The sequence below is a fragment of the Bacillus sp. FSL K6-2944 genome (assembly GCF_038005385.1).
In the GTDB taxonomy this organism is placed as follows: Bacteria; Bacillota; Bacilli; order Bacillales; family Bacillaceae_G; genus Bacillus_A; species Bacillus_A cereus.
Genome location: NZ_JBBOTE010000002.1, coordinates 923,625 through 949,555, shown reverse-complemented (window position 1 = coordinate 949,555; position 25,931 = coordinate 923,625). Strand labels below are relative to the sequence as shown.

The window sequence follows — 25,931 nt, the reverse complement described above, 5'->3', positions numbered from 1 at the left end:
CTTCTTACGGTTGCGTTCACTTATTTTCTCTTGCTTCAAGAAGGTAATAACCATCATCGCCAGGAGGATGAAACACATTTACAATGCGATTCCCTTTTTGATAAACAGTTCTTTCCCCCTCTGTCCACTTCTTTTCCCAACCGTTCATCCAAATCGCAACATCAGGTAAAAAAGCAGTATATTTCAGCTTCTGACCGTACTCACCATCTGCTTCTTCCGAAAAAATAGCAACCGGAAAATCTTTCACTTTTGATTCTTTCCATGCAGTAAATGGTATACATACTGCAATAAGTACGATTACACCGATAACCTTCTCCTTCGTAATCTTCACACTTCCCTCTCCTTGTCATATCACATACATAGATTTTACCATAATTACAAACCCTTCATGCTATATGATTATTGCTTTTGGGAATAAAAAAAGAGCTTACCTACATCAGATAAGCCCTTCCTGTCTATACAAAATATTTCTTCAAAAGTGGCGGTGTAATAATCGTCGTCAATATAACAACAATAACAATCGCTGTGAAATTTTCTTTCGCTAATAAATTCGCCGTAAGTCCATTTGCTGCGATGATAAGCGCTACTTCACCACGTGATACCATCCCCGCACCAATACTGATAGAAGATTCGCGATTAAATCCTGTCAGTCTTGCGCCTAAGCCGGATCCGATTAACTTTGTGAAAATCGCAACGAGAGTCATAATAATAATGAACCAAAGCTGACTTCCAATACCTTGAAATGTAATTTCCATTCCGATACTTACGAAGAATACTGGAACAAATATTGCATAAGCAATCGGTTCAATTTTATGTTCCACTTCATGCTTATACTCTGTTTGAGAAATAGCAATTCCTGCTGCGAATGCTCCAATAATGCCTGCAATTCCCATCATTTCACTGTAATAAGAAAAAGAGAAGCAAATAATAAGAGCTGCACTAATTAACGCTTCTGTTACACGAAGCGGGACAAGCATTTTCATAATCCAAGGAACGACTTTCCAAGCAATAAAAACAATACTTACAAAGAAAATAATTTTCTTTACAATGACCAGTGTTATATTCACATCTTGCGTTCCTAAAAAACTCATTACAAATGCTAATAAAATAACGACAATGACATCATCAAATACGGCAGCACCTAAAATGGTTGTACTTTCTCTCGTATTCATTTTTCCTAGATCACGTAGCGTCTGCACCGTAATACTAACCGATGTTGCGCAAAGTAATAACCCTAAAAAAATGGCATGGGATTGTATTAATCCAAACAGCAATCCTGTTACATAACCACCGATGAAAGGAAAAATAATTCCACCGGCCGCTACTGCAAACGACGATTTCAAATTCCGATTTAACTCTTCTAAATCTGTTTCAAGTCCCGCCATAAACATAAGTAACAAAACACCAATCTCACTCAATTCATCAATCAGTTCAGAACTATTAATAATACCAAGTACAGCCGGACCGATAATAATACCGACAATTAACTTACCAAGTACAGAAGGCTGACCAAGTCTTACACTAATGTCACCAGCTAATTTCGTACAAAGTAAAATGACGACAAGTTCAAAATAAAATAACATAGCATCTGCTCCTACTTTAACTTTAATCAGTGGGTCGTTAACCCCCGTCCATTTCTGCAAGTAGTTTCCCCTATTGATCCGCATTTTATTTGTCATATTTTTATTTGACAAAATATTCTGAATTATATTAAGATTAATCCAGCAATTTTAAAAAACTACATACCATAACTGCACCTCCACTCGTATATTAATATTTAAGCCCTATTACAGGCTTAGATTTTCTTCTTAATAAGAGCCCTATAAATAAAAATACTTGGACGTCTCAAGATATTTCTAGATAATGATTGTAGGATCATTTGGGACAATTCTTTCACCTCCTGTGGATTTACCACATTTGAAGAGTGTTTCTCAGTGAACGTGCGGGACTCCCTACTCGCAGGCTGAGCAGCCTGCCCCTCGAACCTAGATGATAGTAGCTCTAGGGCGGCTTTCGATTCAGGACTAGCTCTCATACACGAGGTTGTTGGTCGGCGTACACACTAGAGATATCTCGAGACGTCCAAGAAATGATTCTAATATAGAAGGGAGGTCTCTTACATGAGATTATTTGTTGGTTTAGATGTAAGTTCGTTTGATATGAAAGTTTGCTTTTTAAATGGTGATGGAGAAAAACTGGATTCTTTTTCGGTCAGTAATGACCTACCAGGAGCTACTACACTCAAAGAAAAATTATTACAGTGTGTTGCAGGGAAAGAGGTCGACATCCTTAAGATTGGCCTAGAATCCACCTCTGTTTACAGCTTTCATCCTTCTATGTTTCTTCACCATGATATAGATTTACAGCGTTTTGGAGCAAAAGTATTTCTCCTAAACCCAAAGCAAGTCGCAAATTTTAAGAAAAGCTATTCTGACATGAATAAAACCGATGAGATTGATGCCTATGTCATTGCTGATTACTTACGATTTGGCCGCAATCAAATGTCTATCGTAAAAGAAAGCCAGTACGTGGCACTGCAGCAATTAACTCGATCACGATACCAACTTGTCAAAATGTTAACGAAAGAAAAACAACACTTTCTTCAACACCTAAGTTTTAAATGTAATACATTTTCACAAGAGGTGGATACTTCCGTATTTGGTAGCGCCATGACAGAACTATTTCTTGAAAAATTCAGCTTAGAGGAACTAGCTAATATGCCTTTAGAAGAACTCGCTGAGTTCCTACAGGAAAAAAGTCGAAACCGTTTTGGTGATCCAAAATGCGTAGCAGCATCCATTCAAAAAGCTGTGAAAGCTTCTTATCGCTTGGATAAGGTTGTAGAAGATTCAATAGATGTCATCTTAGGTACATCCATCGCAGTCATTCGTACGTTTCAACAGCAAATCAAGGAATTAGAAAAGTCTATTAAAAAAATCATGGCTGGTTTGACCCAAACACTTGAATCTATTCCTGGAGTAGGTCCTGTTTTCGCTGCCGGTATCATTGCTGAAATTGGCCAAATCGAAAGATTTGACGATGAAACAAAAATAGCCAAATACGCTGGATTATACTGGCGAAAGCACCAATCTGGTCGTTTTACAGCTGAAGATACTTCATTATCCCGTACAGGTAATCATTACTTGCGTTATTACTTAGTTGAAGCCGCCAATTCAGTAAGAAAGCATGTATCAGATTATCAAGAGTATTACGTGAAAAAATATAATGAAGTACCAAAACATCAACACAAACGTGCACTCGTTCTAACCGCAAGAAAATTTGTGCGATTGGTGGATGCGCTACTACGTAGCCACCAACTTTTTACGCCTGGAAGGTGTGTGAAAGAATGACATAAATTTTTGTCATCGCTACCTTTCATTATTTTCCAGTAAATTACATTCGTTACTGGTTTAGTTTCGTGATGCCTTTTTTAAACAAATTGACCTTTGGCAACTTTAAACTTTGTTATTTCTCAGTTGACATACTACCGCAGGTCTTCCTTACTTACTCTTTTTTAATGGACTCATACTATAGTCGCAGTTATGGAAATGAAAAAACGGGGGGAGAGTCCAAAGTGAAGTCATTATTACGAAAAAAAGCGCTTAGTACTGAATCACCAAAGCAGCTAGCTAGAACATTAACTGCACTCGATTTAACATTTTTAGGAATCGGCGCCGTAATTGGGACAGGGATCTTTGTATTAACAGGTATTGTTGCAGCAAAACATTCTGGTCCTGGTATTATGCTATCATTCCTTATTGCTGCATTTACTTGTGCTTGTGTAGCCTTTTGTTATGCTGAATTTGCTTCTTCTATTCCTGTCTCAGGAAGTGTGTATACTTACGCATATATGACAGTCGGAGAAGTCGTCGCCTTCATCGTCGGATGGTGTTTAATGCTCGAATATTTACTTGCAGTCGCGGCAGTAGCTGTCGGTTGGTCTGGTTATTTGCAATCATTACTACAAGGGTTCAATATACACCTGCCCGCCATAATCGCCTCGGCCCCCGGCGTAGGAAAAGGTGGTCTCATCGATTTACCAGCTGTCTGCATTTTACTTCTTATTACTGGCCTTTTAAGTTTTGGTATACGTGAAAGTGCACGCATTAATAATATTATGGTTCTTATTAAGTTAGCCGTTATTATCGCCTTTATCGTAGCAGGTGCAAAATATGTAAAACCTGAAAACTGGACACCGTTCATCCCATTCGGATACGACGGTATTATTACTGGGGCTGCCACTGTGTTCTTCGCCTTCTTAGGATTTGATGCAATCGCAACAGCTGCAGAAGAAACGAAAAAACCGCAGCGTGACTTACCAATTGGTATTATCGGTTCTCTTCTTATTTGTACTGTTTTATATATGATCGTATCTTTCGTTTTAACAGGTATGGTTCCTTATACGCAATTAGACGTTTCTGATCCAGTTGCATTTGCATTGCATTTCGTTGGTGAGGATACAATTGCAGGACTACTCGCTGTTGGAGCGATGACTGGAATGACAACCGTTCTCTTAGTCGTTATGTATGGACAAGTTCGCGTTTCGTATGCGATGAGCCGTGACGGTTTACTTCCAAAAGCGTTAGCACGTGTAAATAAAAAAGTAAAAATCCCTTTATTAAATACGTGGATTACTGGCGTTGTTGCTGCTTTATTAGCAGGCCTTTTAGACTTACATTTGCTAGCGAATTTAGTAAACATCGGTACGTTAACAGCCTTTACATTCGTTTGCTGCGCAGTACTTATTTTACGAAAAACACACCCTGATTTAAAACGTGGATTCCGTACACCTTTCGTACCTGTATTACCAGTTGTCGCGATTCTTTGCTGCTTATATTTAATGATCAATTTGTCTAAAACAACATGGATTAGCTTTGCAGTTTGGCTTATAGTCGGCTTATGCTTCTATTTCTTCTACTCTAGGAAACATAGTCATTTAGCTATTGAAAAAACAAATGATGAAAAGAAAAAAGCATAACAAAATAGCTCGCCGTTTTAGCGGCGAGCTATTTTTCTGTACTATTATATTTTTTCGTTAACGACTGTAAAATGAAAAATATGCCGATGCAAGCTGTAAACCATGCCCAATTTCCTATTGGCGTTGCGTATTTCACAATTCCAATACCTACAAGCAATAGGAAAATAATCACCTGATATATGAGCTTCCACTTTTGCATATATTCCCTCCTTTACTTCGTTCCCTTCTTTTTATTCTTCCAGGCATTTAAACTATCAAAGAAGAAATTAATAAATAACGTGCCTAAACCCGCTAATAAAAACGTCATTAAAAATAAAACCCATATACTTTTTTCTTTTAAGAAATAATATCCTACAAGGAGCACAACCGCGATCCATACATATTCAAGAATTCTTTTTAGCTTTTTCTGTTCCAAATTATTCGCTCCTTCATTCTATACTAATTTTAGTATAACAAAAAAGAAGCCTATCATGATAAGCTTCTTTTCTTCTCTCTTATTTGTTTATGCTTTTTTCAACAAGTGAAATCGTATACTCTAATGTACGATTCATTGTTTCTACCTGTGTATCTTTTACTTTTACATCTTTCACTACAGCTTCGGCCACTGTAATTTTTTGACTCAGTGCTTTCACTGAACCGTCCGTTACATTTGCATCTTGCGCTTTTTTCACTACTACTTTTGCAGATTCAATATTGATTTGTAATTTTTCTTTCGGTGTTTTCGGTTGTTCTACTACTTTAGATTGTACAAATGTTACATTAGCTGTTTTTAATTCGTTATATGTTTGAACGATTTGCTCTCCCGTGCTCCCTACATTTTCAAACACTTGTTTTGCATTATTATAGCTTTTCTCTAGTTCTTGAAATGCTTCCTTTGAATATTGACCTGGCTTATCACCAAACTCATACGTACCAGCTAACACTTCTTTCCCTTTTCCAAGCTCTTCATATAACGCGTTCACTTGCTCTAATTTCGTACGGTTAGAAAACTCATTGTACGCTGCTAATACTTCTGAAGAACTTAACGCTTTACTATATAATTTCGCAAGCGCGATTTGTCCATTTAACGGAATGCCACCATTTCCATTGCTATCAGGATCCGCTCCAAGTGCAAATGGTACATTTGGATGATACACTTTCCCTGTAGCTGGTTGGCTATTTACTTTTTTACCATCGACATAAATAGCTACTTCACTTCCGTTATACGTTCCTGTTAAATGATACGTTTTGTTCGCTTCTAATTGAACTCCAACACGTTTATAGCTGCCACCAATGTGAGCCCATAATTCAACATATCCACTTCCTGTAGACTCAAATCCAATTCCGCCGCTCTCTGTATTTTGCAAAATACCTTGGCCACGGATTTGATTCATTGAAAATACCGTTTCTAACGTAAATGTATTTGCTACTTTCTCTTTTTGTGCTGCTGAAAATGGAAGGTATCCAAATGTATTAGATTGTCCGTTTAACTTCATAACATTCTTTTTCAATGCTTTATCATATTCAATAGTCACATTGCCCTTCACATCACCTTTTGTACCAAATGGTGAATTGTCTTTAAATGTACCATCTGCAAAATTCACATCGAAAACATCAGCCTTTGGCACTTTTACATTCGGATCAATCTCATCTTTTTTCGTAGTAATTTCTGCCGTTAAAGGCTGCGCACTTTCATTACCAAACGAATCAATTGCAACAACTTCAAGTGTATATGTTTTCCCGCCATCTAACCCTGCCAGTGTAAACGTAAGATCTTTCGGCACTGGATCACGATAAAACTCTGAGAATGCTAACAATTTATTTTCATTTCACCCGTTTGCTTATCTCTAGCCTGCACACGGTAAGAGTGAACAAGGAGGTTGTCCAACGCTTGTGGGAATGTTACTGTTGCCGCATTTTCTGTTACATTTGATACAGCAAGCTTTACATCCTTAGCAAAGTATGGCTTTTCTTTATCACGATCTTCTACATGTGTAAATGTTTCTTTCTTTGCTGGTAATTTAATTTTCCAAGGCTCGCCTGTCCAAGAATTCGTATGGAAATCACGACGATTAATCGTTACTTCTTTATCATCTACTTCTACTAATAAACCTTGGCTTAACGTACTAGCTCCTGGCGGGATATTCCCTTGTACTTTACCACCTTCAACTTCCATATAACTTACTGAAGATGTACCAACTGATGTAAAGTCTTTTTGATGTATCGATCTCGGATCATCTAATGGATAATGTGAATGACCTGAAAACGTAATAACTTGTGGGTATTCTTTTAATACTGCATTAATTTTTGCGCTATCTTGTGTTCCCCATTCATGACTACCGTATACTGTCTCTTTAATGTGTTGATGTAAAAATACAAAAATCGGTTTTTCTGGATCATCTTTTTGCGCTTTTGCCATTTCTTCTTTTAACCAATTAATTTGCTTGTCCGAATAATAGCCATGAGTTGTTCCATTCTCTGGAGACATAACAAGGAAGTGATAACCTTTTACCACTTTATGATAATAAATTGATTCCATACCTGTTTTTTCTAAGAAACGCTTCTGTGCGCCCTCTACAGATAAACCGTTCCAATAATCATGGTTACCAAGAGAATTCATTCTCACGGCATCTTTATTTGCATTTTCATTATACACTTGCATGAAACGATCATATTGCTGCACTGATCCTGTATCTGTGAAATCACCTACAATAACAAATGCATCTTGCTTTGGTGCTAGTGTATTAAACTGTTCAATCGCTCTTTTCCAGCGAAACGTATCATCTGTTCCACTGTTTTTAATATGCACATCACTTACAACTGGAAAAACTATCTTCTTCTCACTTGATGCCTTTTCTTGCTTTTTCTCTTCCGCCTTGACTGATGTACTCCATGGAAATGATACGAATGCTAATACAAAAAACATTAATAATCCAATAAGGCCTTTTACTTTTCTTAAAGCATTTCTGTCCACGTGAATCCTCCTCATAATAATTGATTCATTACAAGGGCTATTTTATCTAATACATGTTAATGTCGTTTAAATAACAAATGAACTTTATTAGATTTTTGTAAATATACAGTTAATTAGAAATTAAGTCCAACATTACTCGTACTATTGTATACAACCACCTTTTGTCTAAAAGAGTCTGATCATTCTTTTCCTATGACTATTCACATATAATCTTTTCTATAACACTAATGATAAGTTAAGGTTTAAGCCTATTAGACAATCTTAATTTTTAATATTTCCTTCTTTTTTTAACACATCGGCCATGCTTTTACAGTAACTACTCAGCCACCTTTCGGTGTCTTTTTTAAATTTTACTAGTTTCATATGCCTCCCATTTGTAAATACTGAGTATATCAAACAGGGGAGGTGAATCTTATGGTCGATCGAAAAATTATTTTAGATACATATAAAAAAGGACCTGAAGCTGTTATTTCTTTATTTGAAGAAACATTTTCTAAGTTAGAAAAACGTATACAAGAACTAGAAAATGCTTCAAAAAAAAACTCCAAAAATAGTCATAAGCCACCTTCTACAGATGGTTTGGGTAAGCCCGTTACAAAAAGTTTGCGCAAACCGTCTCATCGTCAAACGGGTGGCCAGTTGGGCCACAAGGGACATACTCTTGGTTTGACAGCGACTCCAGATCATACGATTACACATTCTCCTACATATTGTACTTGTTGTCATACTTCCTTGAACCACGAGCCTGTAAAAGGGTATCGCATTCGCCAAGTGTATGACTTACCACCTATTCAGATCGAAGTGACAGAACATAAAGTAGAACAGAAAGAATGCCCACATTGCCATTCTATCCAAGAAGCCCAATTTCCTTCGACAGTATCTCGTCCTGTTCAATATGGTCCAAATATAAAAAGACTGATTCCCTATTTAACGCATTATCAATGCATTTCTTTGAAGCGAACAAAAGAATTCTTTCAGGATTGTTTTGGACATTCTATAAGCGAAGGAACCCTGGTAAATCATACACAGGCTTTCGCTTCTCAATTGCAGCCATTCATAAAAGAAGTAAAGGAAAAGATTCTGCAGTCTCCTGTTGTCCATTTTGATGAAACTGGTATGCGTGTAGAAAACAAAACACAATGGTTACATACTGCCAGTACACCGGAGGTGACATTGCAACATATTCATCAAAAACGTGGAAAAGAAGCAATGGATGCTGGAGAAATCTTGCCATCTTTTTCTGGAATTGCGATGCATGATGGTTGGAAATCGTATGATGCGTATACAGATTGTCGTCACGTTTTATGTAATGCCCATCTCTTACGAGATTTACAAGGAATTATAGATAGTACTGGAGAACAATGGGCACAACAGATGCAGAAATTTCTAACGCAAGCGTTGACGATGAAAAAGCAATCCGAAGGTACCATGCCAAAAGCGACGCAAAAGAATCTGTTTATTATGTATCAATCCATATTGAAAGAACAACAGATTCTTTCCACGAAACAAAAGAAGAAAGGAAAGCAGACGCCTTCTCAAAATTTATGGAATCGCTTCGTCAAGTATTCTGACAGAATTCTAGCGTTTTTAGAACATCCAGCCATTCCATTTGATAACAATCAAGCAGAACGGGATATTCGGATGACGAAAGTAAAACAGAAAGTGTCTGGGACTTTCCGAAGTAAGAAAGGCGCAGAATCTTTTTGTCAGATACGAAGCTTTATGAGTACCATGAAAAAACAAAAACAATCGGTCTTACAAGCGATAAACCAAGTCATAGAAACTAGAACGGTTCCTTGGAATAACACGACTTCATAAGAGAATTTCTCTATTTGGCATAGATTCTTTCTCTGATTGGAGTATTTTCTTTTCATGTTTTCGAATCGGAAACATGTATTTGGCCTGTTTTTTTATTTGAAGAAGCTGAGTAGTTACCTTTTACATTTAATAGTAATAAAAGACAACTTAAAAGGAGGGGTTGTATTGAAGAATAAAAAAAATATCGGCTGTTTCGCTCCTTTATCTATTATTTGTCCAGACCCTTGTCCACCGCCCCCTCCTCCAAATCCAAATTGCGAGCGAGTAACAAATGAATTTGCAGGGAATTTCCTCATAACTAATAACACCATCTCCTCTGCCAAAGATGCATCACAATTAATGATACTATGGCAAAGTGATGGGATACTACTTATATCAGGTACTGTCTCGGTTTACAATAGTACTAGCAGCAACGAAGCAATTACAATTCAAATCGTTGGAACAGTAACCAATATTTTCACTGTGTTTCCTGGTAATACAATATCGTACACAGGAAAAGACCTACAGTCGATCAATATTATCAATATAACAAGTAATCCTTCACTATATTTAGAAGGCAAGTACTGTTGCGAATTTACATGTTGCTTATAGAATACCAATTTCATTATTTCCTTAATATAAAAAGCATACCGTTCACGGTATGCTTTTTATGAGATTGGATAACGTACTGTAATACAAAACTCTCCTTGATTAACAGTCGTTCCTGTCGTAGTAATTCGGACAGTAGTAAAATATCGGACAGTGAAAGTACCACTACTTTGTGGTTGTACAGTAATTGTATCAACCACTGTTGCACCTACTAAAAAATCAACTGTAATCGGGTTGGCACCTACATCATACTTCACGTAACCTGAACCATATACTTCTTGCGTGATATTATTTGTATATACAATTTGAGTACCAGCACCTGTAATAGACCAGTCTGTACATACTTGGTCTTGCACAAGTGTTTTATTAGAACAACAAGACAAACTGGAACTTCTCATTCCCATTTCGATCCTCTCCTATTCTGCTATGAAAGTGGATAACGTGTTGTAATACAAAATTCTCCCTGATACGTTCCAGCAGGTGTTGCAGGTAACACAACTTGTATACTATCAAAGCGGCGATACGTAAAAGCAATACTCGTTCCTGGGTTTAATGTTTGTGTATCAATTGTACCCCCAGCAGAATCAAGTACCTCTACAGTAATTGGGCCTGGTCCAACATCATATTTAACAAAACCAGTACCAATTACGTTTTGGTTAATATTATTTGTATAGAGAACATTATCAATTGCTGTTGCAACTACAGTAGCAGACCACGGACTACACACTTTATCTTGCACATAATTTTTATCTGGACAACAAGTTAATGCTGACCCTGAGCACTCACAAGACATAGTTGTTTCCCCTCTCTCTTTTATATTCCCTATATGTGTATGTCCCCCAGAGTCTTTTGCCTGTACTATTCATCTATTTTCAAAAAATATTCATGTGACTAGATAGATTCTGTTTTGTTTCTTTTTTTCATATATTTATAGACAAAGATACTAGCAACGATAAGAATAACGCCTCCTAATATCGGTAACATATATTGCCCAACAACATCCGCTGCTTTTTCCCAATGTGGACCTAATTTCATTCCAAAATAAACATACAAAGTCGTTAACGGGAACATTGCTACAAATGTATATATGCTAAATTTCCATATGTTCATTTTCGCCATACCACATGGAACAGAAATAAGCGTTCGAACTCCTGGCACAAAGCGTCCAACAAATGCTACAACCGGTCCATATTTCTCAAAGAAATCATCTGCTTTTTGAATTTGTTCTTCTTTAATGAAGAAGTATTTCCCGTATTTTATTAATAGAGGACGACCACCGTAATAACCGAGTGCATATAACGTTAAAGGTCCTGTCGTTCCGCCGAGGGTTCCGGCTAATACAGCAAGCCAAAAATTCATATCTCCCTCGTACACCCAATAACCAACCATGGGCAAAACTACTTCTGCTGGAATAAATTCAAACGTTAATGCTAACACAACTCCAAAATAAGAAAATTGCTTTAAAAACTCGATTATATCTAAAATAATTTGCTCCATATTTTCTACCCCAACTCCTATCCTACGTTTACGTTATGCTTTTCTTGTAATTGAACTGGCGCCATTTTTACAATTCGGTTCAAAATAAATAATACAATTCCAATATCATCTAAAATACCGATAAACGGTAAGAAGTCTGGAATTAAATCGAGCGGCATCGCAACATAACCAACTAAAAACGCAATAGATAAAATTTTCTTCTTTATTGAAACCTCTTTTGAAGTGAAAAAGTCAAATAGGAATGGAACAAATCGGCGAACATGAAATACAACTCTTAATCTACTAATAAGTTTTTTCATTTTTATATCTCCTCTCTTTGTATACAAAAAGGCCCCTACCAAACATGGTAAGGGTCCTAAAAAAGACAATAAGGAGCCTTTACCATTGCTGGTAAAGGTCTCACTAACAACGAAACGTTGCCAATAAAGCCGAGGGTTTCTCCCTGTAATGACGACTTTACTGTAATAAGTTACTCCCCTTTATATACACAATTTTATACAATCACATTAAAATATTTTGGAGGGCTTGTCAATATATTTTATATCCCACATCCTCCTGCTTAACATTCCGTAAAAACAAAAAACGTATAGGAAATTTCTTACTATCTCATAATATACATAATCATTTTTGAATGAAAGGAGAGGCTTCATTTGCATACCGTATGGAAAGGTGCCCTTTCACTTGGACTATTAAATATAGGAATCAAACTATACAGTGCCGTAGAAGAAAACGATATAAAGTTTTTAAGTCTTCATAAAGAATGCTTAACACCTATTAAATATAAAAAATTTGCTCCTGATTGTACGGATGAAGAAATTGATGATAAAGATATTGTAAAAGCCTATGAATACGCACCTCATAAGTACATTATTATGGATGAAAAAGAATTAGCTGAGTTGCAAAAAGCTCACGAACCAAGATCTATTCGTATTATATCTTTTATCCAAAATAACGAAATTGATTCTGTTCTCTACGATCGTTCTTATTTTATAGGCCCTACCTCAGGACATGAAAAATCATATTTATTATTAAAAGAAGCACTTGAACGTACGAATAAACTTGGTCTTATCCATATTTCCATTAGAAAAAAACAACATTTAGCTATTATCCGTAACTTTGAAGATGGGCTTATATTACAAACTATTCACTACCCTAATGAAATTCGCGATATAACAAATACACCTAACTTACCAAGTAACGAAAATTATCCGATTCAAAAACAAGAACTCACAGCAGCAATCAATTTAATCCACCATCTTACAAATCCTTTTGAACAAGAGATGTATACAGATGAGTATAAAGAAGCCCTTACCGAACTAATCGAAAACAAAATTGAACAACAGGAAAAAACCGAAACAATCTCTCCAACTCCAAACATCATCAATATTATGGAGACATTACAGGCAAGTATTGAACAAGCAAAAATAAAAAGAGAAAATAAAGCAGAAAAAGAGGCCAAATAAAATTGACCTCTTTTTTCTTTAAAGCGGATTACATTTTGGCATCTCAAGTCCAGACGATTGTGCTAATTTTAATAAGTAATAACATTCTTCTCTTGCCATATGATCCGCCATTCTAGCAGATAATGCACTTAATATTTCATTCGATAACTCCAGCTCTTCGACCTCATGGAGAAAATGCGAAAATAATTTTAACTCAAGTGAAACATCTTTTGTAAACTTCTTTAATGCAGGAAAATGATGAAGCTCTGTCCGTAAATACCCCGTCATTTCAACTGCCTTTAAATAAAATTGTTCAAAGTGCTTCGTAAATTCTTCGCTTTTCTCTTTTAATCTTTTTTCAACAAGATCTAATCCACCAGAAATAGACCCTGCATGGCCAGCCGCATCCGTTAACCAAACGAGATGATAATGTAATTCATGAAAAACAGGCGGAACTTCTCCTTTATTTAAAAATTCTAACACTGTTATATACTCTTCTACTTCGTTTACCATATGATTGATGAAAGTTGGCGTAAAATGAATAGTGATTTTTCCCTCGAGTTGTTTCTGTATAATACTTAATTTAAACGTTCGTATTTCCTTTGCGGCTCGTTCTGCCTCTTTTGAAAACGCAATGAGATTCACATTACGAACTTTATTTAACAGATTCGTAAATGTTTCAACAAAATAAGTGGCCTTTTTTATATCCTCTTTTTCCTTCGGAGCTAATGCATCAAGTAAAAATTGCGAATGATCAGTAAGCACCTTTAGCCAAAATTGATGCTCAAACAATGCACTTTCTTCATAATTCCTCTCCACTAAATCCCCTCCGTTTATTCGTCCTTCTCTATCACTTGAATTTTATATCCATCTGGGTCTTGTACTACAATACTCTTCTCACTTTTGTTTTCTGTATATGCAATTTTATAAAACACTAACCTCTTCTTTAAGTTCTCTATGTTAGAAATTGAAAATATTAGTACATCAACCGAATCCGTAACACTCTTCTCACGCCCACCCAAACTACGATTCATTACAAAATTAACTCTCATTGAATCAGCATCATACCAAACCCCTGTTACATCTAATTGGGGTCTTTCTAAACTAGGCTTGATTCCTAAAATCCCTTCATAAAAATACAAAGTTTCCTTTAAGTTTTTCACTTCCAATACAATGAATTGTTTCACATTCTCCACATTCATTCCCCCCGTACCTATTACTTTTTTATATGTGTCATAAAGGCCTATTATGTCTGAATACAATACGTAGTGATGAAGAATATAGGGAGGTTTATTAATGGATAAATATATGAAATCATATGTGCCATATCATAGTCCTCAAGATCCTTGTCCTCCTATTGGTAAAAAATATTACTCTACCCCTCCTAATTTATATTTAGGTTTTCAACCGCCAAATTTACCACAATTCTCACCGAAAGAAGCACTACAAAAAGGAACCTTATGGCCTATCTTTTATGATTATTACGAAAATCCTTATAAAAAAGGGCGGTGACTACTGACGTGAACCAGCCACTACCAGAAGAGTATTATCGACTTTTAGAGAATCTCCAAGAATTAGACTTTGTATTAGTTGAACTAACCCTTTACTTAGACACCCACCCAGACGATACAGCAGCTATTAACCAATTTAATGATTTTTCCTATAAACGAAGAGTATTAAAACAACAGATGGAAGAAAAATATGGACCGCTTCAACAGTATGGAAATAGCTATTCTAATGCCCCTTGGGAATGGAGCAAAGGTCCTTGGCCATGGCAAATATAAAGGAGAGAAACTATGTGGATTTATGAAAAAAAATTACAATACCCTGTTAAAGTAGGCACTTGTAATCCAGCACTTGCAAAATTATTAATTGAGCAATACGGTGGTGCAGATGGAGAATTAGCTGCTGCACTACGTTACTTAAATCAGCGTTATACAATCCCGGATAAAGTCATTGGCCTCCTTACCGATATTGGTACAGAAGAATTTGCGCATCTTGAAATGATTGCTACAATGGTTTATAAGCTGACAAAAGATGCGACTCCTGAACAGATGAAGGCAGCTGGTCTCGCCCCTCATTACGTCGATCATGACAGCGCACTTCATTACCATAACGCAGCTGGTGTTCCATTTACTGCAACCTATATACAAGCTAAAGGTGATCCAATTGCCGACCTATACGAAGATATTGCGGCTGAAGAAAAAGCGCGTGCCACATATCAATGGCTTATCAACCAATCTGACGATCCCGACATAAATGACAGTTTACGCTTTTTACGCGAACGAGAAATTGTCCATTCACAACGTTTCCGAGAAGCGGTTGAAATTTTAAAAGAAGAACGCGATAGAAAAATATATTTTTAATACACGTATCCTAGCGATATGTGTTTTTTTTACGTTAAAAGTTAAATCCTTCCTATTAAACATACAAATAGTATATTTATTCGATTTAATGCATTATTTTTTAATTTTTTCAAAATTCCCTATTGCTTTCTAGTCATCAGACCTTTAAAATAATAACAGTTACTCGACAAATTATTTGAATTTTCGACAAAAATACTCATTAGGAGGATTTTCTTTATATGCGTACAACTTTGAAACCAGCGCAAATACTTTCGATTAGTTTATTACTCTTCGCAGTTTTCTTCGGTGCTGGTAATATGATTTTCCCGCCCCTTCTTGGCCTTTCTTCCGGAGAAAATATGTGGGTTTCCATTACAGGGTTTATTATTACAGACGTCGGTTTATCTTTACTTGCTATCGTTGCTGTTGCCCTTGCTGGTGGTAGTTTTAACACTTTAGCGAGCCGTGTTCATCCAAAATTCGCAGCAGTATTCGCTATCATTATTTATCTTTCAATCGGCCCACTATTTGTTATTCCACGAACTGGATCTGTATCTTATGAAATTGGGATTGCACCACTTTTCCCAGATCAATGGTATTCTATGTTAGTTTTTAGTGCGATTTTCTTTACAGTCGTTTACTTCTTATCATTAAATCCATCCAAGCTAGTAGATCATATTGGTAAAATATTAACGCCAATTTTACTTGTAATTATTGCAATTATGGCAACAAAAGCGATTCTTTCACCAGGAACGTTTGCAGAGCCTATCGGTGACTATAAAGACATCCCGTTTTTCAAAGGATTTCTTGAAGGATTTTTAACGTTAGATGCAATTGGCGCTCTCGTACTATCAACAATTGTTGTAAATGCAATTCGTCAAAACGGTATACAAGAGAAGAAATCTATCGCGAAATATACAATCATTTGCGGAAGTATCGCTGCTCTATTCTTAACAATTGTTTACTTCTTACTCGGTTATATCGGAGCTTCAAACGGAAACTTGGGACAATTCGAGAACGGTGGTCAACTATTAGCAACTGTTATGTACCAATTCTTTGGGACAAGCGGTAATGTTTTATTAAGTATCGCCATTATCTTCGCTTGTTTAACAACAGCAATTGGTGTTGTAAGTGCATTCGCCAACTATTTCGCAACAGTATTAACAAATGTTTCTTACAAAAAGCTCGTACTATACGTTTGTATCTTTAGTTTCGTTATTTCAAACTTAGGATTAAGCTTATTAATTAAAATCACACTACCTGTATTAATTATTTTGTACCCAATTACAATCATTTTAATTTTCGTATCATTTATCGATAAATATACGAAACGTAAACCTTCTGTCTACATCGGAGCAATGATCGCAGCATTCATTATTAGCTGTATTCATGCACTTGATAATGTGGGAATGATACCAAGTTTTATCGCTAATATCGTACACACGATTCCTTTTTATAACTTAGGAATCGGCTGGATCGTTCCAGCAATAATTGGTGGTATAATCGGATACTTTATTCCGCAAACAGAAGCTGAAGGTGAAGTTTCTGCAAAGTAAAAAGAAGCAAGCATGAAATCCATGCTTGCTTCTTTTTCTCTTCACATCGTATGTTTAAACGTAAACAACTCTTCCTTTGACTGTACAGCAGATTGTTCCTCTTCTACAACTTCCTTCTTTATCTCTCCCCCTAATCGAACTTTCAACATCGCCTCTTCTAGACTTTTTACAATCATATTTCCTGAAAAAATGGTAAGCCCGAAAAATGTAATTGGGACGAGAGGAATCCATGGATGCACTGTTAAAGATCTAAAATAGACTCCAATTAGCCCTGACCATTCATGTGTGTAAGATTCTATTTCTTCTATCGGTCCTAAAAACTTAACCGTTCCGCCAAAGAATATTTCTAGTAACCCTAAGTGCAGTAAAATAGTAAGAGTCTGCGTAAACTGCTGAAAAAATACAAGTATAAACGTCATATAAAGGTGCGGGAAAAGATGCTTTATAACAATATGTCTTCTCGATCCACCTAATATGCGTGCGGCATCAACAAATTCCTCCGTTCGCAATTTACGAACTTCCTTCGCAACATACAGTGCAATAACTGGCATTACAAGCATTACAAGTAAGACAACTTGAAACGAAGCCCTTTCAAAAAAGGTTGTTGTTTCCTCCCCGCTTCCAAATGCATTTGCAGATTGAAGAAAAAAATACGCAATCATAACTGTCGGAATAACTGTAAAACTATCAAAGAAAGCCTCAATTTTTGAAAATCCTCTTTTTATATACGTTCCGAGTACGACACCGAAAAACACACCTATTACCATTCTAAGTGCCGCAATTAAAATAGATATACCAATCGTCCACTTCGCGCCTTCAATAACTAAATGTAAAAGGTCGTATCCTTTCCGATCTGTCCCGAGTAAAAATTGTAATGAAGGTGAAAACGGTGGCACTTGTGGATTTTCATCCGCATCATATTGCAATGTAACTTGTCTAATATGTCCATCATTCCATAACGTATTTCCGATGCTCAAAAGAACTAATAGGAGAAGAAACCCAATGCTTATCCAAAATCTTTTATCACGTTTTATATACGTCCACATATTATAATCTCTCCTTCATCGCAGCCGGAATGAGATAATGAAACAATTTAAATAAAATAAAAATCGGAATATATATAAGAAGCACACTAACGATGAAAACCTCAACTCTAATACCAAAATAAGATTTCAAAAACATAAAAATACCACCCGTATTAAAAATCCATTCTATAATATATAAATTAGATAACATAAAAAAGATATTCGTTTTCGCAAAGAATAATGTACTAAGCAACACATTTCGTAAAATATGACGATTTAAAATATGAAAGCGCCCCAGCCCTTTCGCCTTAGCAAATAGTACATAATCTTTTTCTAGTTCATTTTCAAAACGAAGCACGACCATTTTTACAAACATAATCGTAGTCGGGATGCTCAAACAAAGTATCGGCAATCCTCTAATTGACTCGCCTCCAATTGAAGCAATTTGAAAAGGTAAAAAACCTGTTTGTTTAAAAAACCATATAACTAAAATTTGTGATACTAAAATAAGAAGGATATCTGGAATAGATTCTAGGAAGATAAGAAATGATTTAATTCGATGTTGTATACGCGGTGAACTACTCATAATTACATAAACAATACAAAATGCTACAAATAATGAAATAAAAAAAGCAGCTAAAAAAATAATAATCGTTTCTTTATAATGGACGAACAGCTGCGGAAATAAAAATTTACCTTTCACATATTGCAAATTGGAAATATCCATTAAGTTCACAAACACTTCTTTTAAACTCTGTATGTACTTTGATACATCCAGCTTAAATCCATAAAACAATTTCGGCAGAGCCCCTAACATAATAATCCCCAAAATCGAAATAATAAATTGAATTGTCACTTCCATCCCATTCAGAAAAACTTTTTTGACCACGTTTTCCCTTCTCTCTCTTTATATTTTACTCTCTAATTTTATTCTTAATTTTCTGAATTGTAAATATTCAAACATAAAAAATCACTAGGTTATGATCCTAGTGATTCTTTATGCGCATGCCTTTCTCTTTTTGCAAACGGCATATACAAAATAAAACACCCAATAAGCGCTGCGAGTTCTAATGAAATAATATAGTAAGGATGCGGTCCTAACATATCGAGTAATGAAGCTGTTTCTGGCTTATGAGCTAAAAACATATAATTACCGCCTGTTTTATAATTCACAAACGAAACAAGCGGAATCAATATGTTTAAAAATATCATCGTACGCTTAATAGATTGCAAGGTCGGTCTATAGCCTTCCACCCAAGTCATAAAGAGTGGTGCCCAAATGAGCAATATATGCGCGATAAAATATTCAATGAAACGAAAATGCGGAAAAGCATACTGCAAGTTTGGCGTTAAAATAGCTTGTGATGCACCAATAATTCCCGTAAAAAATACAATCTCATATATGCGGTAACTTTTTGTTACGATCATAATCGACGCTAATAATAAACTAATCGTACATAATTCAAACGGTAATGAAGTAGCTAGCTCAAAAATCCCCGCTTTCCACTCCCACATATGAAGCCCAATTTCACTACCTATAAATAAAAATGCAATTGCATATCGAACCGTTATATTCCACTCACTTTGACGTAATACATCTTGGTATTGATACAGAAAAAATATCCCCACCAACATAATAAATAATATAAGGGCATGTTGCCTTGAGTATGGAATAAATGGTTTTAATGGGTGTGCGCTAAAATAAGCTTCCATCTTCCTTCCTCCTTTCCTCCATACAATATTATTGTAAGAAAGAAACGACGAGTCAATTCATTTGCTTACACTAGGACAACCTCTACCTTACATTTACATATTCATACCTTACAAAACTGTAAGGTTATTGTAAGCTAAAACGATTTGTCAGATTCTTTACCTCTTCTATACTTAATGTAGATACTAAAACGAACGAAAAGGTGATAAATAGATGAAGAAGAAAAATAAAGTGTTAATTACTAGTGTAGTAGCAATCGGAATTGCAGCTGGATCATACTTTGCATTTGCTGGTGGCGGTTCAGATGTAGCAATGGCATATAGCGGATATAAAGTAACCGAAAAACAAATCCAAAACGCGCAAAAATTTGGTGGCGAAGTTATTCCAAATGGAATTGAAACTATTTCATTCGATCCAACAAAAGGAACATATGAATTAGCTGTGAAAAAAGGCGATGAAGTGAAAAAAGGTCAGCTTCTATTTAAATACAATGATCCGACTGCGAAACAAGGTGTAACAGAAGCAGAAATGCAAAAGAAAATCGCACAAAAAGAAGTAACGTTGCTCCAAAAACAAATTGATGTAGCGAAACAAAAATTACAAAAAGATAAAAATGCAGGCCTTCCTGCTGAAGCATTAAAAGCATCAGAAGCCGAAGTTGGGCAATTAGAATCACAAATTGAAATGAAAAAGTTTGAAGTTGAAAAAGCTGATGAAATGATTAAAGCAGCAAAAGAGAAAGTAAACAATCTTTCTGTAACAAGTCCTGCTGATGGCGTAATTGATGATATCGTAAAAACTGCTGACGAAAAAACAGGTATGAGCGGAATTACTCTTCGTCACGCTGGTCAATTTAAAGTAAAAGGTCAAATTTCTGAATATGAGCTTGCTAGTATGAAAGTTGGGCAAGAAGTAACTGTTTCATCAAAAACTGTCGCTGGTAAGACTTGGACAGGAAAAGTAACAGAAATCGGTTCTACACCATTAAAGAGCATGGATGAAAATAAAACTGTTTCTAACTATCAATTCACTGTCACATTAGATAATAGTGACGAATTACAAAACGGCTTCCACGTTTACGTAACAAGTAAATCTGGCGAAGCAACTGGTACAATTGTTCCGAAAAGCAGTATCGTGAAAAAAGGTGACAAAAATGTTGTCTTCGTTGTAAAAGACGGTAAGGCGAAAGAACAAGCAGTTACTGTTGAATTCGAGACTGATAGCGAAGCAAAAGTTTCTGGAGTGAAAAAAGGAGAGGAAATTATCTCTAAACCTGAAAAAGACTTAAAAGATGGTATGGAGGTTGTCGCCCAGTGATTAACTTAAAAGGCATCACGAAATCCTTCCAAAATGGTGCAGAGTCCGTTCAAATATTACACGGAATTGACGTAACACTGAACCAAGGAGAATTCACTTCAATTATGGGACCTTCTGGTTCTGGTAAATCAACACTAATGAACATTATCGGTTGCTTAGATAAACCGACGACAGGTACGTACGAACTAGCCGGTCAAAATATTTCAAACATGACTGAAACAGAACTTGCACACGTACGTAATAAAGAGATCGGATTCGTATTCCAAAACTTCATGTTATTACCGAGACTTACAGCGCTTCAAAATGTAGAACTACCTCTTATTTACGCTGGAGTCGATAAAAAAGAAAGACGCGAGCGCTCATTAGCCGCTTTAACAAAAGTCGGTTTAGCTGATCGCGCTACTCACTTACCGAACGAATTATCCGGTGGTCAAAAGCAACGTGTCGCCGTTGCCCGCGCAATCGTAAATAACCCGAAATTCATTTTAGCCGATGAACCGACGGGAGCACTTGATACGAAAACAAGTACACAAATTATGGACCTCTTTTACGAATTAAATAAACAAGGCTCAACAATCATTATGATTACCCATGACCGTGAAATCGGGGAAGCTGCAGCACGTCAAATTGTAATTCGTGACGGAAATATCGTCCAAGATTGGAGAGGTTAATTTTGAATACGAGTGAAAATATACGCATGGCCCTTTCCTCTATCTTTGCTCATAAAATGCGTTCTATCTTAACGATGTTAGGTATTATTATTGGGGTTAGTGCCATCATTACTATTATCTCGATTGGGGATGGAACAAACGCAAAGTTCCGCGAACAAATCGGGAATGAAAAAAAAGATCAGTTTTCTGTAAATTATAAGACAGAAGATTACTCAGATATGGACGGCAAAATTTCCTCAAGCATGTATGAAAGTATATCCAAAATTTCTGGTGTGCAAGAAGTTTATCCAGATGTAAAAGGAAAAGAAAAAGTATATGCAGGAAAAAAAGAATTAGATCTTGATATTACCGGTGCAAAAGGTGATTATTTTGAAGATACATCTAAATTCAAACTTGAGCACGGCAGATTTTTAACAGCAGCTGATTTAGACAGACCTGAACACACAATTGTATTAAATACAGATGCTTTTGATAAATTATATTCTTCATGGGAACCAAACTTATATGTAGATATAAAAGGTACACCATACAAAGTAGTTGGCGTATATTCAATAAAAGCAATGATGGGTGGCATGACATTTAAAGAAGGTGTCATTTCAGCAGAAAACTGGCCTGTACTATTCGGGAAAAACAACTACGATTCTGTAACGGTAAAAATTGCTCCTGGTCAAGATAAGGAAACTGTTCAAGAAGCAGTTGTAAAATCATTAAATGAAGCAAAAAAACCAGAGCATTCAGGTAAATTTGAAGTACCAGATCCACAAGAATTCTTAAAAGAAATTGATAGCTTCACAGGTATATTAAAAAGTGTATTCGGTGGTATTGCTGCTATTTCCTTACTTGTAGGTGGTATTGGTGTAATGAACATTATGCTAGTATCTGTAACAGAGCGTACACGTGAAATTGGTATCCGTAAAGCATTAGGTGCAACACGTGGTAAAGTATTAATGCAATTCTTAATCGAAGCTTGTATTTTAACAGCACTTGGTGGTTTTGTCGGATTTATGCTTGGAATCTTCTTCGCATGGATTGTCGCAATGTTTGCAGGATGGCCACTTGTCGTTTCACTAAAACTAGGACTTATCTCCGTTGCCCTATCTATGTTAATCGGTATACTATTCGGTTTACTACCAGCTAACAAAGCTGCCAAACTGGATCCAATTGAATGTTTACGATATGAATAAACAAAAACGTAGGAGTTTATACTCCTGCGTTTTTTATTTACCTATTAAATCGAGTTTCTTCTATTATATATGTTTCACGTTACAACTATCATTCTAATACTCTTCATTATTTATAGGTACTAAGGCTATTATCTAATCCTATTATTGCAAAAATACTATGTAACAGACGAAAATCAAGGCGTAATTTTTTCCATACTTCGACTGATTTTGTAACAATTATATCGATATTTTATTAAATTTCACCTCATTTATATATTTTCACGCCTAAAAAGATTATCGTTTCATAACTAAATTTCCATTCAAACAGTAAAATAAGCTATTTTTGTAACACTATAGATATCATCAAGAAATATTACTGTAATATTATTAACGTTACAGTAATTGAAATACTACTCATTTTGTGTTTCATATGCCCTAATACGCCAAAAAACAACAAGGAAGCGCTATCAGGATATTTATGGAATTGTTACAGAATATTAATGCCCCATTACGAAAGCTTTGTAATTTTATGTTTTTCGCAAATAAGAAAATAATGGTTGCTATAATGAGGTCAACGAAAACAAATGCAATGGAGGCTATTATGAAAAAATTTATGGGTATAGCAACAGCAGCGGTTTTTGGTCTTGGGATTTTCACAACATCTGCTAAAGCAGAAACAATCGTAACGACTGACGTACTAAACGTACGAGAAAACCCAACTACTGAATCAAAAGTTGTAGGAAAATTATTAGATGGATATAAAGTAAATGTTTTACATACAGAAAATGGTTGGTCAAAAGTTCAATTGAATAGCGGTAAAGAAGCTTTCATAAGCGCTGACTATACAAAAGACACTTACTACGTAACAGCAAACGTATTAAACGTACGTGCTGGGGCAAACACAGACTCAGAGATTCTTGGTAAGTTGAAAAAAGATGATGTAATTGAAACAACACACCAAGTACAAAATGATTGGATTCAATTTGAATATAACGGAAAAACAGCTTATGTTCATGTTCCTTACTTAACAGGTAAAGCACCAGTTAAAGTTCAACCAGTAGCTAAAGTTGAAAAAACGACTACAGTTCAAGATACAGCTAAAGTTCGTGAAGCAGCTAAAGCTCAGGAAGTAGCTGAAACTCAAGCAAAAGCTAAAGCAGTGGAAGCAACTAAAGCTCGCGAAGCAGCTGAAGCTCAAGCAGAAGTTAAAGCTCAAGAAGCGGCTAAAGCTCGTGAAGCAGCTAAGGCTCAAGAAGCAGCTAAAGCTCAGGCAGATGCTGAAGCTCAAGCAGAAGTTAAAGCTCAAGAGGCAGCTAAAGCTCGTGAAGCAGCTAAAGCTCAAGCAGATGCTGAAGCTCAAGCAGCGGCTAAGGCTCAAGAAGCAGCTAAAGCTCGTGAAGCAGCTAAAGCTCAAGAGGCAGCTGAAGCTCGTGAAGCAGCTAAGGCTCAAGAAGCGGCTAAAGCTCAAAAACCAGCTACACAACAACCTGTTGCAAAAGAAACTGAAACAAGTACACCATCATCTTCTCGTGAGTTACGTGTTGTAGCAACAGCTTACACAGCAGATCCACTTGAAAATGGTTATAAAGCAGGCGACCAAGTAAAATCAGCTTTAGGCCACAACTTAACAGCTAATCCAAACATGAAACTAATTGCAGTTGATCCAAGTGTCATTCCATTAGGTTCAAAAGTATGGGTTGAAGGTTACGGAGTAGCAATCGCTGGTGATACTGGTGGAGCTATTAAAGGTAATAAAATCGACGTTTTAATGCCAGATAAAGGTTCATCAAGTAGCTGGGGACGTAAAACAGTTACAGTTAAAGTATTAAACTAGTTATAAAAAAGAGCCAGTCTCATCGTTGAGACTGGCTCCTTTTCTATAATTATTACATTCTTTCTTTCTCTTGAAAGTAAGCAATATTGTCTCGAAGCCACTCCCTCTCCGACATAAACAAGTTTCCACGTTTTTTGTATACCTTATCAAATATCTTTAAAACTTCTTCATGATTAGCAAACTTATGTAAGAAACGAAGAGCAATGATAATCTCTGCTTCATCCGTAGGCTCTACTTCATTTTTACGTCTTCTAGCAACAATTTTATTCACACGTTCGCAAATTGCTCTCATTGCCATTTCGTCGCCATACGTATAAATAGCTCGAACAGCTTCATATTTCACCATAACATTTCTATCATGTAAAGCTTCAATATAAACTATTTGTAAGTCCGATCCCCCTATTTTTGCTAAAACCTCAATAACGGTTGAACGAACATAGGCACTATTACTATATAAAAGCTTTGTTAACGGCAGAATCGATTGCTTCGTTCCAATCTCAAACAATGTATAACAAATATGTGTAATCTCATCTTTATTTTCTTCAGTATCCAACAACTTTAGCAACGCACTTTCCGCTTCTAACGATTTATATAACTTTAAGGAAGCAACTGCCCAATAACGAACACTATCGTTTTTATGATAAATATACGGAATGATTTTATTTGTACTACTTATTTCTGGCAATGTATAAATATTACTAAGCAGTTCACTTAACAAAGTCGGGCTTTGTTCACATTCCAAACGATCTATAAGATAATCAGCAATATAGATTTCCTTCGTATTGATGGCGAGTTTCGTCATTAAATAATAAATATCTTTCTTCATAGATACCTTTTTTGCTTTGATTACCTTCTGCTGTAAATAAAGAAAAGTTAATAAGTCATTTAACGCTTTTGCTTCATCATACGCACGATGCCAAATCTCTGTTTCCTCATCAGCCATCCGCCTTAATAAATCATCTATATACTCTTCCATCTCCTTCTCTCCCGTCCAAATTAAGTCTATCTCTTTGCATTCTATATACGATAGATT

At 36.0% G+C, this 25,931-nt stretch carries 28 protein-coding genes and 1 pseudogene; 13 read left to right on the top strand and 16 right to left on the bottom strand.

Annotated elements, in window-relative coordinates; translation table 11 throughout:
* Positions 1-16 precede the first annotated feature (16 nt).
* Positions 17-331, bottom strand: a complete 315-nt coding sequence (locus tag MHH55_RS25955) for an outer surface protein (protein WP_078187200.1) — start codon at positions 329-331, stop codon at positions 17-19.
* A gap of 124 nt (positions 332-455) precedes the next feature.
* Positions 456-1,679 carry a cation:proton antiporter gene (locus tag MHH55_RS25950; protein ID WP_063245573.1) on the bottom strand — a complete coding sequence of 408 codons (1,224 nt, stop codon included), beginning with the start codon at positions 1,677-1,679 and terminating at the stop codon, positions 456-458.
* A gap of 441 nt (positions 1,680-2,120) precedes the next feature.
* Here MHH55_RS25950 and MHH55_RS25945 point away from each other — a divergent pair, with 441 nt between their 5' ends.
* Positions 2,121-3,350 (top strand): IS110 family transposase, encoded by a 1,230-nt coding sequence (locus MHH55_RS25945; RefSeq protein WP_340880302.1) that lies wholly within the window; start codon positions 2,121-2,123, stop codon positions 3,348-3,350.
* Positions 3,351-3,517: 167 nt separating this feature from the next.
* Positions 3,518-4,978, top strand: a complete 1,461-nt coding sequence (locus MHH55_RS25940) for an amino acid permease (protein ID WP_002040681.1) — start codon at positions 3,518-3,520, stop codon at positions 4,976-4,978.
* Positions 4,979-5,006: 28 nt separating this feature from the next.
* Here MHH55_RS25940 and MHH55_RS25935 read toward each other — a convergent pair whose 3' ends face one another.
* The 3 genes and pseudogenes from MHH55_RS25935 to MHH55_RS25925 form a co-directional block, all read right to left on the bottom strand.
* Positions 5,007-5,177, bottom strand: a complete 171-nt coding sequence (locus MHH55_RS25935; protein ID WP_001174838.1) for a hypothetical protein — start codon at positions 5,175-5,177, stop codon at positions 5,007-5,009.
* Between the two features lie 12 nt (positions 5,178-5,189).
* Positions 5,190-5,393 (bottom strand): hypothetical protein, encoded by a 204-nt coding sequence (locus MHH55_RS25930; protein ID WP_000435797.1) that lies wholly within the window; start codon positions 5,391-5,393, stop codon positions 5,190-5,192.
* 79 nt (positions 5,394-5,472) lie between these two features.
* A pseudogene (locus tag MHH55_RS25925) lies at positions 5,473-7,931 on the bottom strand (LamG-like jellyroll fold domain-containing protein).
* 414 nt (positions 7,932-8,345) lie between these two features.
* Here MHH55_RS25925 and tnpC point away from each other — a divergent pair.
* Entirely contained in the window at positions 8,346-9,749 is a 1,404-nt protein-coding gene (tnpC, locus tag MHH55_RS25920) for an IS66 family transposase (protein ID WP_100910632.1), read from the top strand.
* Between the two features lie 113 nt (positions 9,750-9,862).
* Here tnpC and MHH55_RS25915 read toward each other — a convergent pair whose 3' ends face one another.
* On the bottom strand, positions 9,863-10,045 hold the full coding sequence (locus tag MHH55_RS25915) for a hypothetical protein (protein ID WP_340881625.1): 183 nt from the start codon (positions 10,043-10,045) through the stop codon (positions 9,863-9,865).
* Here MHH55_RS25915 and MHH55_RS25910 point away from each other — a divergent pair.
* Complete coding sequence (locus MHH55_RS25910; protein ID WP_225989749.1) at positions 9,957-10,340, top strand: S-Ena type endospore appendage; 384 nt, start codon at positions 9,957-9,959, stop codon at positions 10,338-10,340. The genes MHH55_RS25915 and MHH55_RS25910 overlap by 89 nt on opposite strands.
* A 56-nt stretch (positions 10,341-10,396) precedes the next feature.
* On the opposite strand, the gene MHH55_RS25905 is transcribed toward MHH55_RS25910, so the two are convergent.
* The 4 genes from MHH55_RS25905 to MHH55_RS25890 all read right to left on the bottom strand — a co-directional run bounded on the left by MHH55_RS25905 (position 10,397) and on the right by MHH55_RS25890 (position 12,133).
* Positions 10,397-10,741, bottom strand: a complete 345-nt coding sequence (locus MHH55_RS25905) for a DUF3992 domain-containing protein (RefSeq protein ID WP_000525819.1) — start codon at positions 10,739-10,741, stop codon at positions 10,397-10,399.
* Positions 10,742-10,761: 20 nt separating this feature from the next.
* Positions 10,762-11,130 carry a DUF3992 domain-containing protein gene (locus MHH55_RS25900; protein ID WP_001277537.1) on the bottom strand — a complete coding sequence of 123 codons (369 nt, stop codon included), beginning with the start codon at positions 11,128-11,130 and terminating at the stop codon, positions 10,762-10,764.
* Between the two features lie 98 nt (positions 11,131-11,228).
* The gene (locus MHH55_RS25895) at positions 11,229-11,834 is read right to left on the bottom strand and encodes a DedA family protein (RefSeq protein WP_000435017.1); all 606 of its coding nucleotides are present in this window, start codon (positions 11,832-11,834) and stop codon (positions 11,229-11,231) included.
* A gap of 17 nt (positions 11,835-11,851) precedes the next feature.
* Entirely contained in the window at positions 11,852-12,133 is a 282-nt protein-coding gene (locus MHH55_RS25890) for a YkvA family protein (RefSeq protein WP_000733844.1), read from the bottom strand.
* Positions 12,134-12,484: 351 nt separating this feature from the next.
* Here MHH55_RS25890 and ku point away from each other — a divergent pair, with 351 nt between their 5' ends.
* Positions 12,485-13,297 carry a non-homologous end joining protein Ku gene (gene ku / locus MHH55_RS25885; protein ID WP_000557737.1) on the top strand — a complete coding sequence of 271 codons (813 nt, stop codon included), beginning with the start codon at positions 12,485-12,487 and terminating at the stop codon, positions 13,295-13,297.
* An 18-nt stretch (positions 13,298-13,315) separates the two neighbouring features.
* Here ku and MHH55_RS25880 read toward each other — a convergent pair whose 3' ends face one another.
* Positions 13,316-14,095 (bottom strand): DUF2935 domain-containing protein, encoded by a 780-nt coding sequence (locus tag MHH55_RS25880; protein ID WP_000440988.1) that lies wholly within the window; start codon positions 14,093-14,095, stop codon positions 13,316-13,318.
* Positions 14,096-14,109: 14 nt separating this feature from the next.
* Positions 14,110-14,538, bottom strand: coding sequence for a VOC family protein (locus MHH55_RS25875; protein ID WP_176116596.1), 429 nt, complete (start codon positions 14,536-14,538; stop codon positions 14,110-14,112).
* 34 nt (positions 14,539-14,572) lie between these two features.
* Here MHH55_RS25875 and MHH55_RS25870 point away from each other — a divergent pair, with 34 nt between their 5' ends.
* The 4 genes from MHH55_RS25870 to brnQ2 all read left to right on the top strand — a co-directional run bounded on the left by MHH55_RS25870 (position 14,573) and on the right by brnQ2 (position 17,177).
* A complete protein-coding gene (locus tag MHH55_RS25870; protein ID WP_000362187.1) occupies positions 14,573-14,788 on the top strand; it encodes a spore coat associated protein CotJA in 216 nt (71 codons plus the stop codon).
* A gap of 8 nt (positions 14,789-14,796) precedes the next feature.
* Positions 14,797-15,060, top strand: coding sequence for a spore coat protein CotJB (gene cotJB / locus MHH55_RS25865; protein WP_001075543.1), 264 nt, complete (start codon positions 14,797-14,799; stop codon positions 15,058-15,060).
* 12 nt (positions 15,061-15,072) lie between these two features.
* Complete coding sequence (gene cotJC / locus MHH55_RS25860; RefSeq protein ID WP_078187025.1) at positions 15,073-15,642, top strand: spore coat protein CotJC; 570 nt, start codon at positions 15,073-15,075, stop codon at positions 15,640-15,642.
* Positions 15,643-15,860: 218 nt separating this feature from the next.
* Positions 15,861-17,177, top strand: a complete 1,317-nt coding sequence (gene brnQ2 / locus MHH55_RS25855; RefSeq protein ID WP_001260934.1) for a branched-chain amino acid transport system II carrier protein BrnQ2 — start codon at positions 15,861-15,863, stop codon at positions 17,175-17,177.
* A 41-nt stretch (positions 17,178-17,218) separates the two neighbouring features.
* Here brnQ2 and MHH55_RS25850 read toward each other — a convergent pair whose 3' ends face one another.
* The 3 genes from MHH55_RS25850 to MHH55_RS25840 all read right to left on the bottom strand — a co-directional run bounded on the left by MHH55_RS25850 (position 17,219) and on the right by MHH55_RS25840 (position 19,915).
* Complete coding sequence (locus MHH55_RS25850; RefSeq protein WP_000269976.1) at positions 17,219-18,223, bottom strand: ABC transporter permease; 1,005 nt, start codon at positions 18,221-18,223, stop codon at positions 17,219-17,221.
* Between the two features lies 1 nt (position 18,224).
* Positions 18,225-19,091: an ABC transporter permease subunit gene (locus tag MHH55_RS25845; protein ID WP_000239670.1), complete on the bottom strand. Its 867-nt coding sequence runs from the start codon at positions 19,089-19,091 to the stop codon at positions 18,225-18,227.
* A gap of 89 nt (positions 19,092-19,180) precedes the next feature.
* Entirely contained in the window at positions 19,181-19,915 is a 735-nt protein-coding gene (locus MHH55_RS25840) for a YwaF family protein (protein ID WP_000388698.1), read from the bottom strand.
* 211 nt (positions 19,916-20,126) lie between these two features.
* On the opposite strand from MHH55_RS25840, the gene MHH55_RS25835 reads away from it, so the two are divergent.
* The 4 genes from MHH55_RS25835 (at position 20,127) to entC (ending at position 24,898) form a co-directional block, all read left to right on the top strand.
* A complete protein-coding gene (locus MHH55_RS25835; protein ID WP_000728807.1) occupies positions 20,127-21,230 on the top strand; it encodes an efflux RND transporter periplasmic adaptor subunit in 1,104 nt (367 codons plus the stop codon).
* Positions 21,227-21,901, top strand: coding sequence for an ABC transporter ATP-binding protein (locus MHH55_RS25830; RefSeq protein ID WP_000609104.1), 675 nt, complete (start codon positions 21,227-21,229; stop codon positions 21,899-21,901). Before MHH55_RS25835 ends, MHH55_RS25830 begins: the two co-directional genes overlap by 4 nt.
* Positions 21,902-21,927: 26 nt before the next feature.
* Positions 21,928-23,085 carry an ABC transporter permease gene (locus MHH55_RS25825; protein WP_002197439.1) on the top strand — a complete coding sequence of 386 codons (1,158 nt, stop codon included), beginning with the start codon at positions 21,928-21,930 and terminating at the stop codon, positions 23,083-23,085.
* Positions 23,086-23,542: 457 nt separating this feature from the next.
* Positions 23,543-24,898 (top strand): cell wall-binding protein EntC, encoded by a 1,356-nt coding sequence (gene entC / locus MHH55_RS25820; protein WP_071739640.1) that lies wholly within the window; start codon positions 23,543-23,545, stop codon positions 24,896-24,898.
* 52 nt (positions 24,899-24,950) lie between these two features.
* Here the strand turns inward: entC and MHH55_RS25815 are convergent, their stop codons facing one another.
* On the bottom strand, positions 24,951-25,874 hold the full coding sequence (locus tag MHH55_RS25815) for a HEAT repeat domain-containing protein (protein WP_048538586.1): 924 nt from the start codon (positions 25,872-25,874) through the stop codon (positions 24,951-24,953).
* Positions 25,875-25,931: the final 57 nt, after the last annotated feature.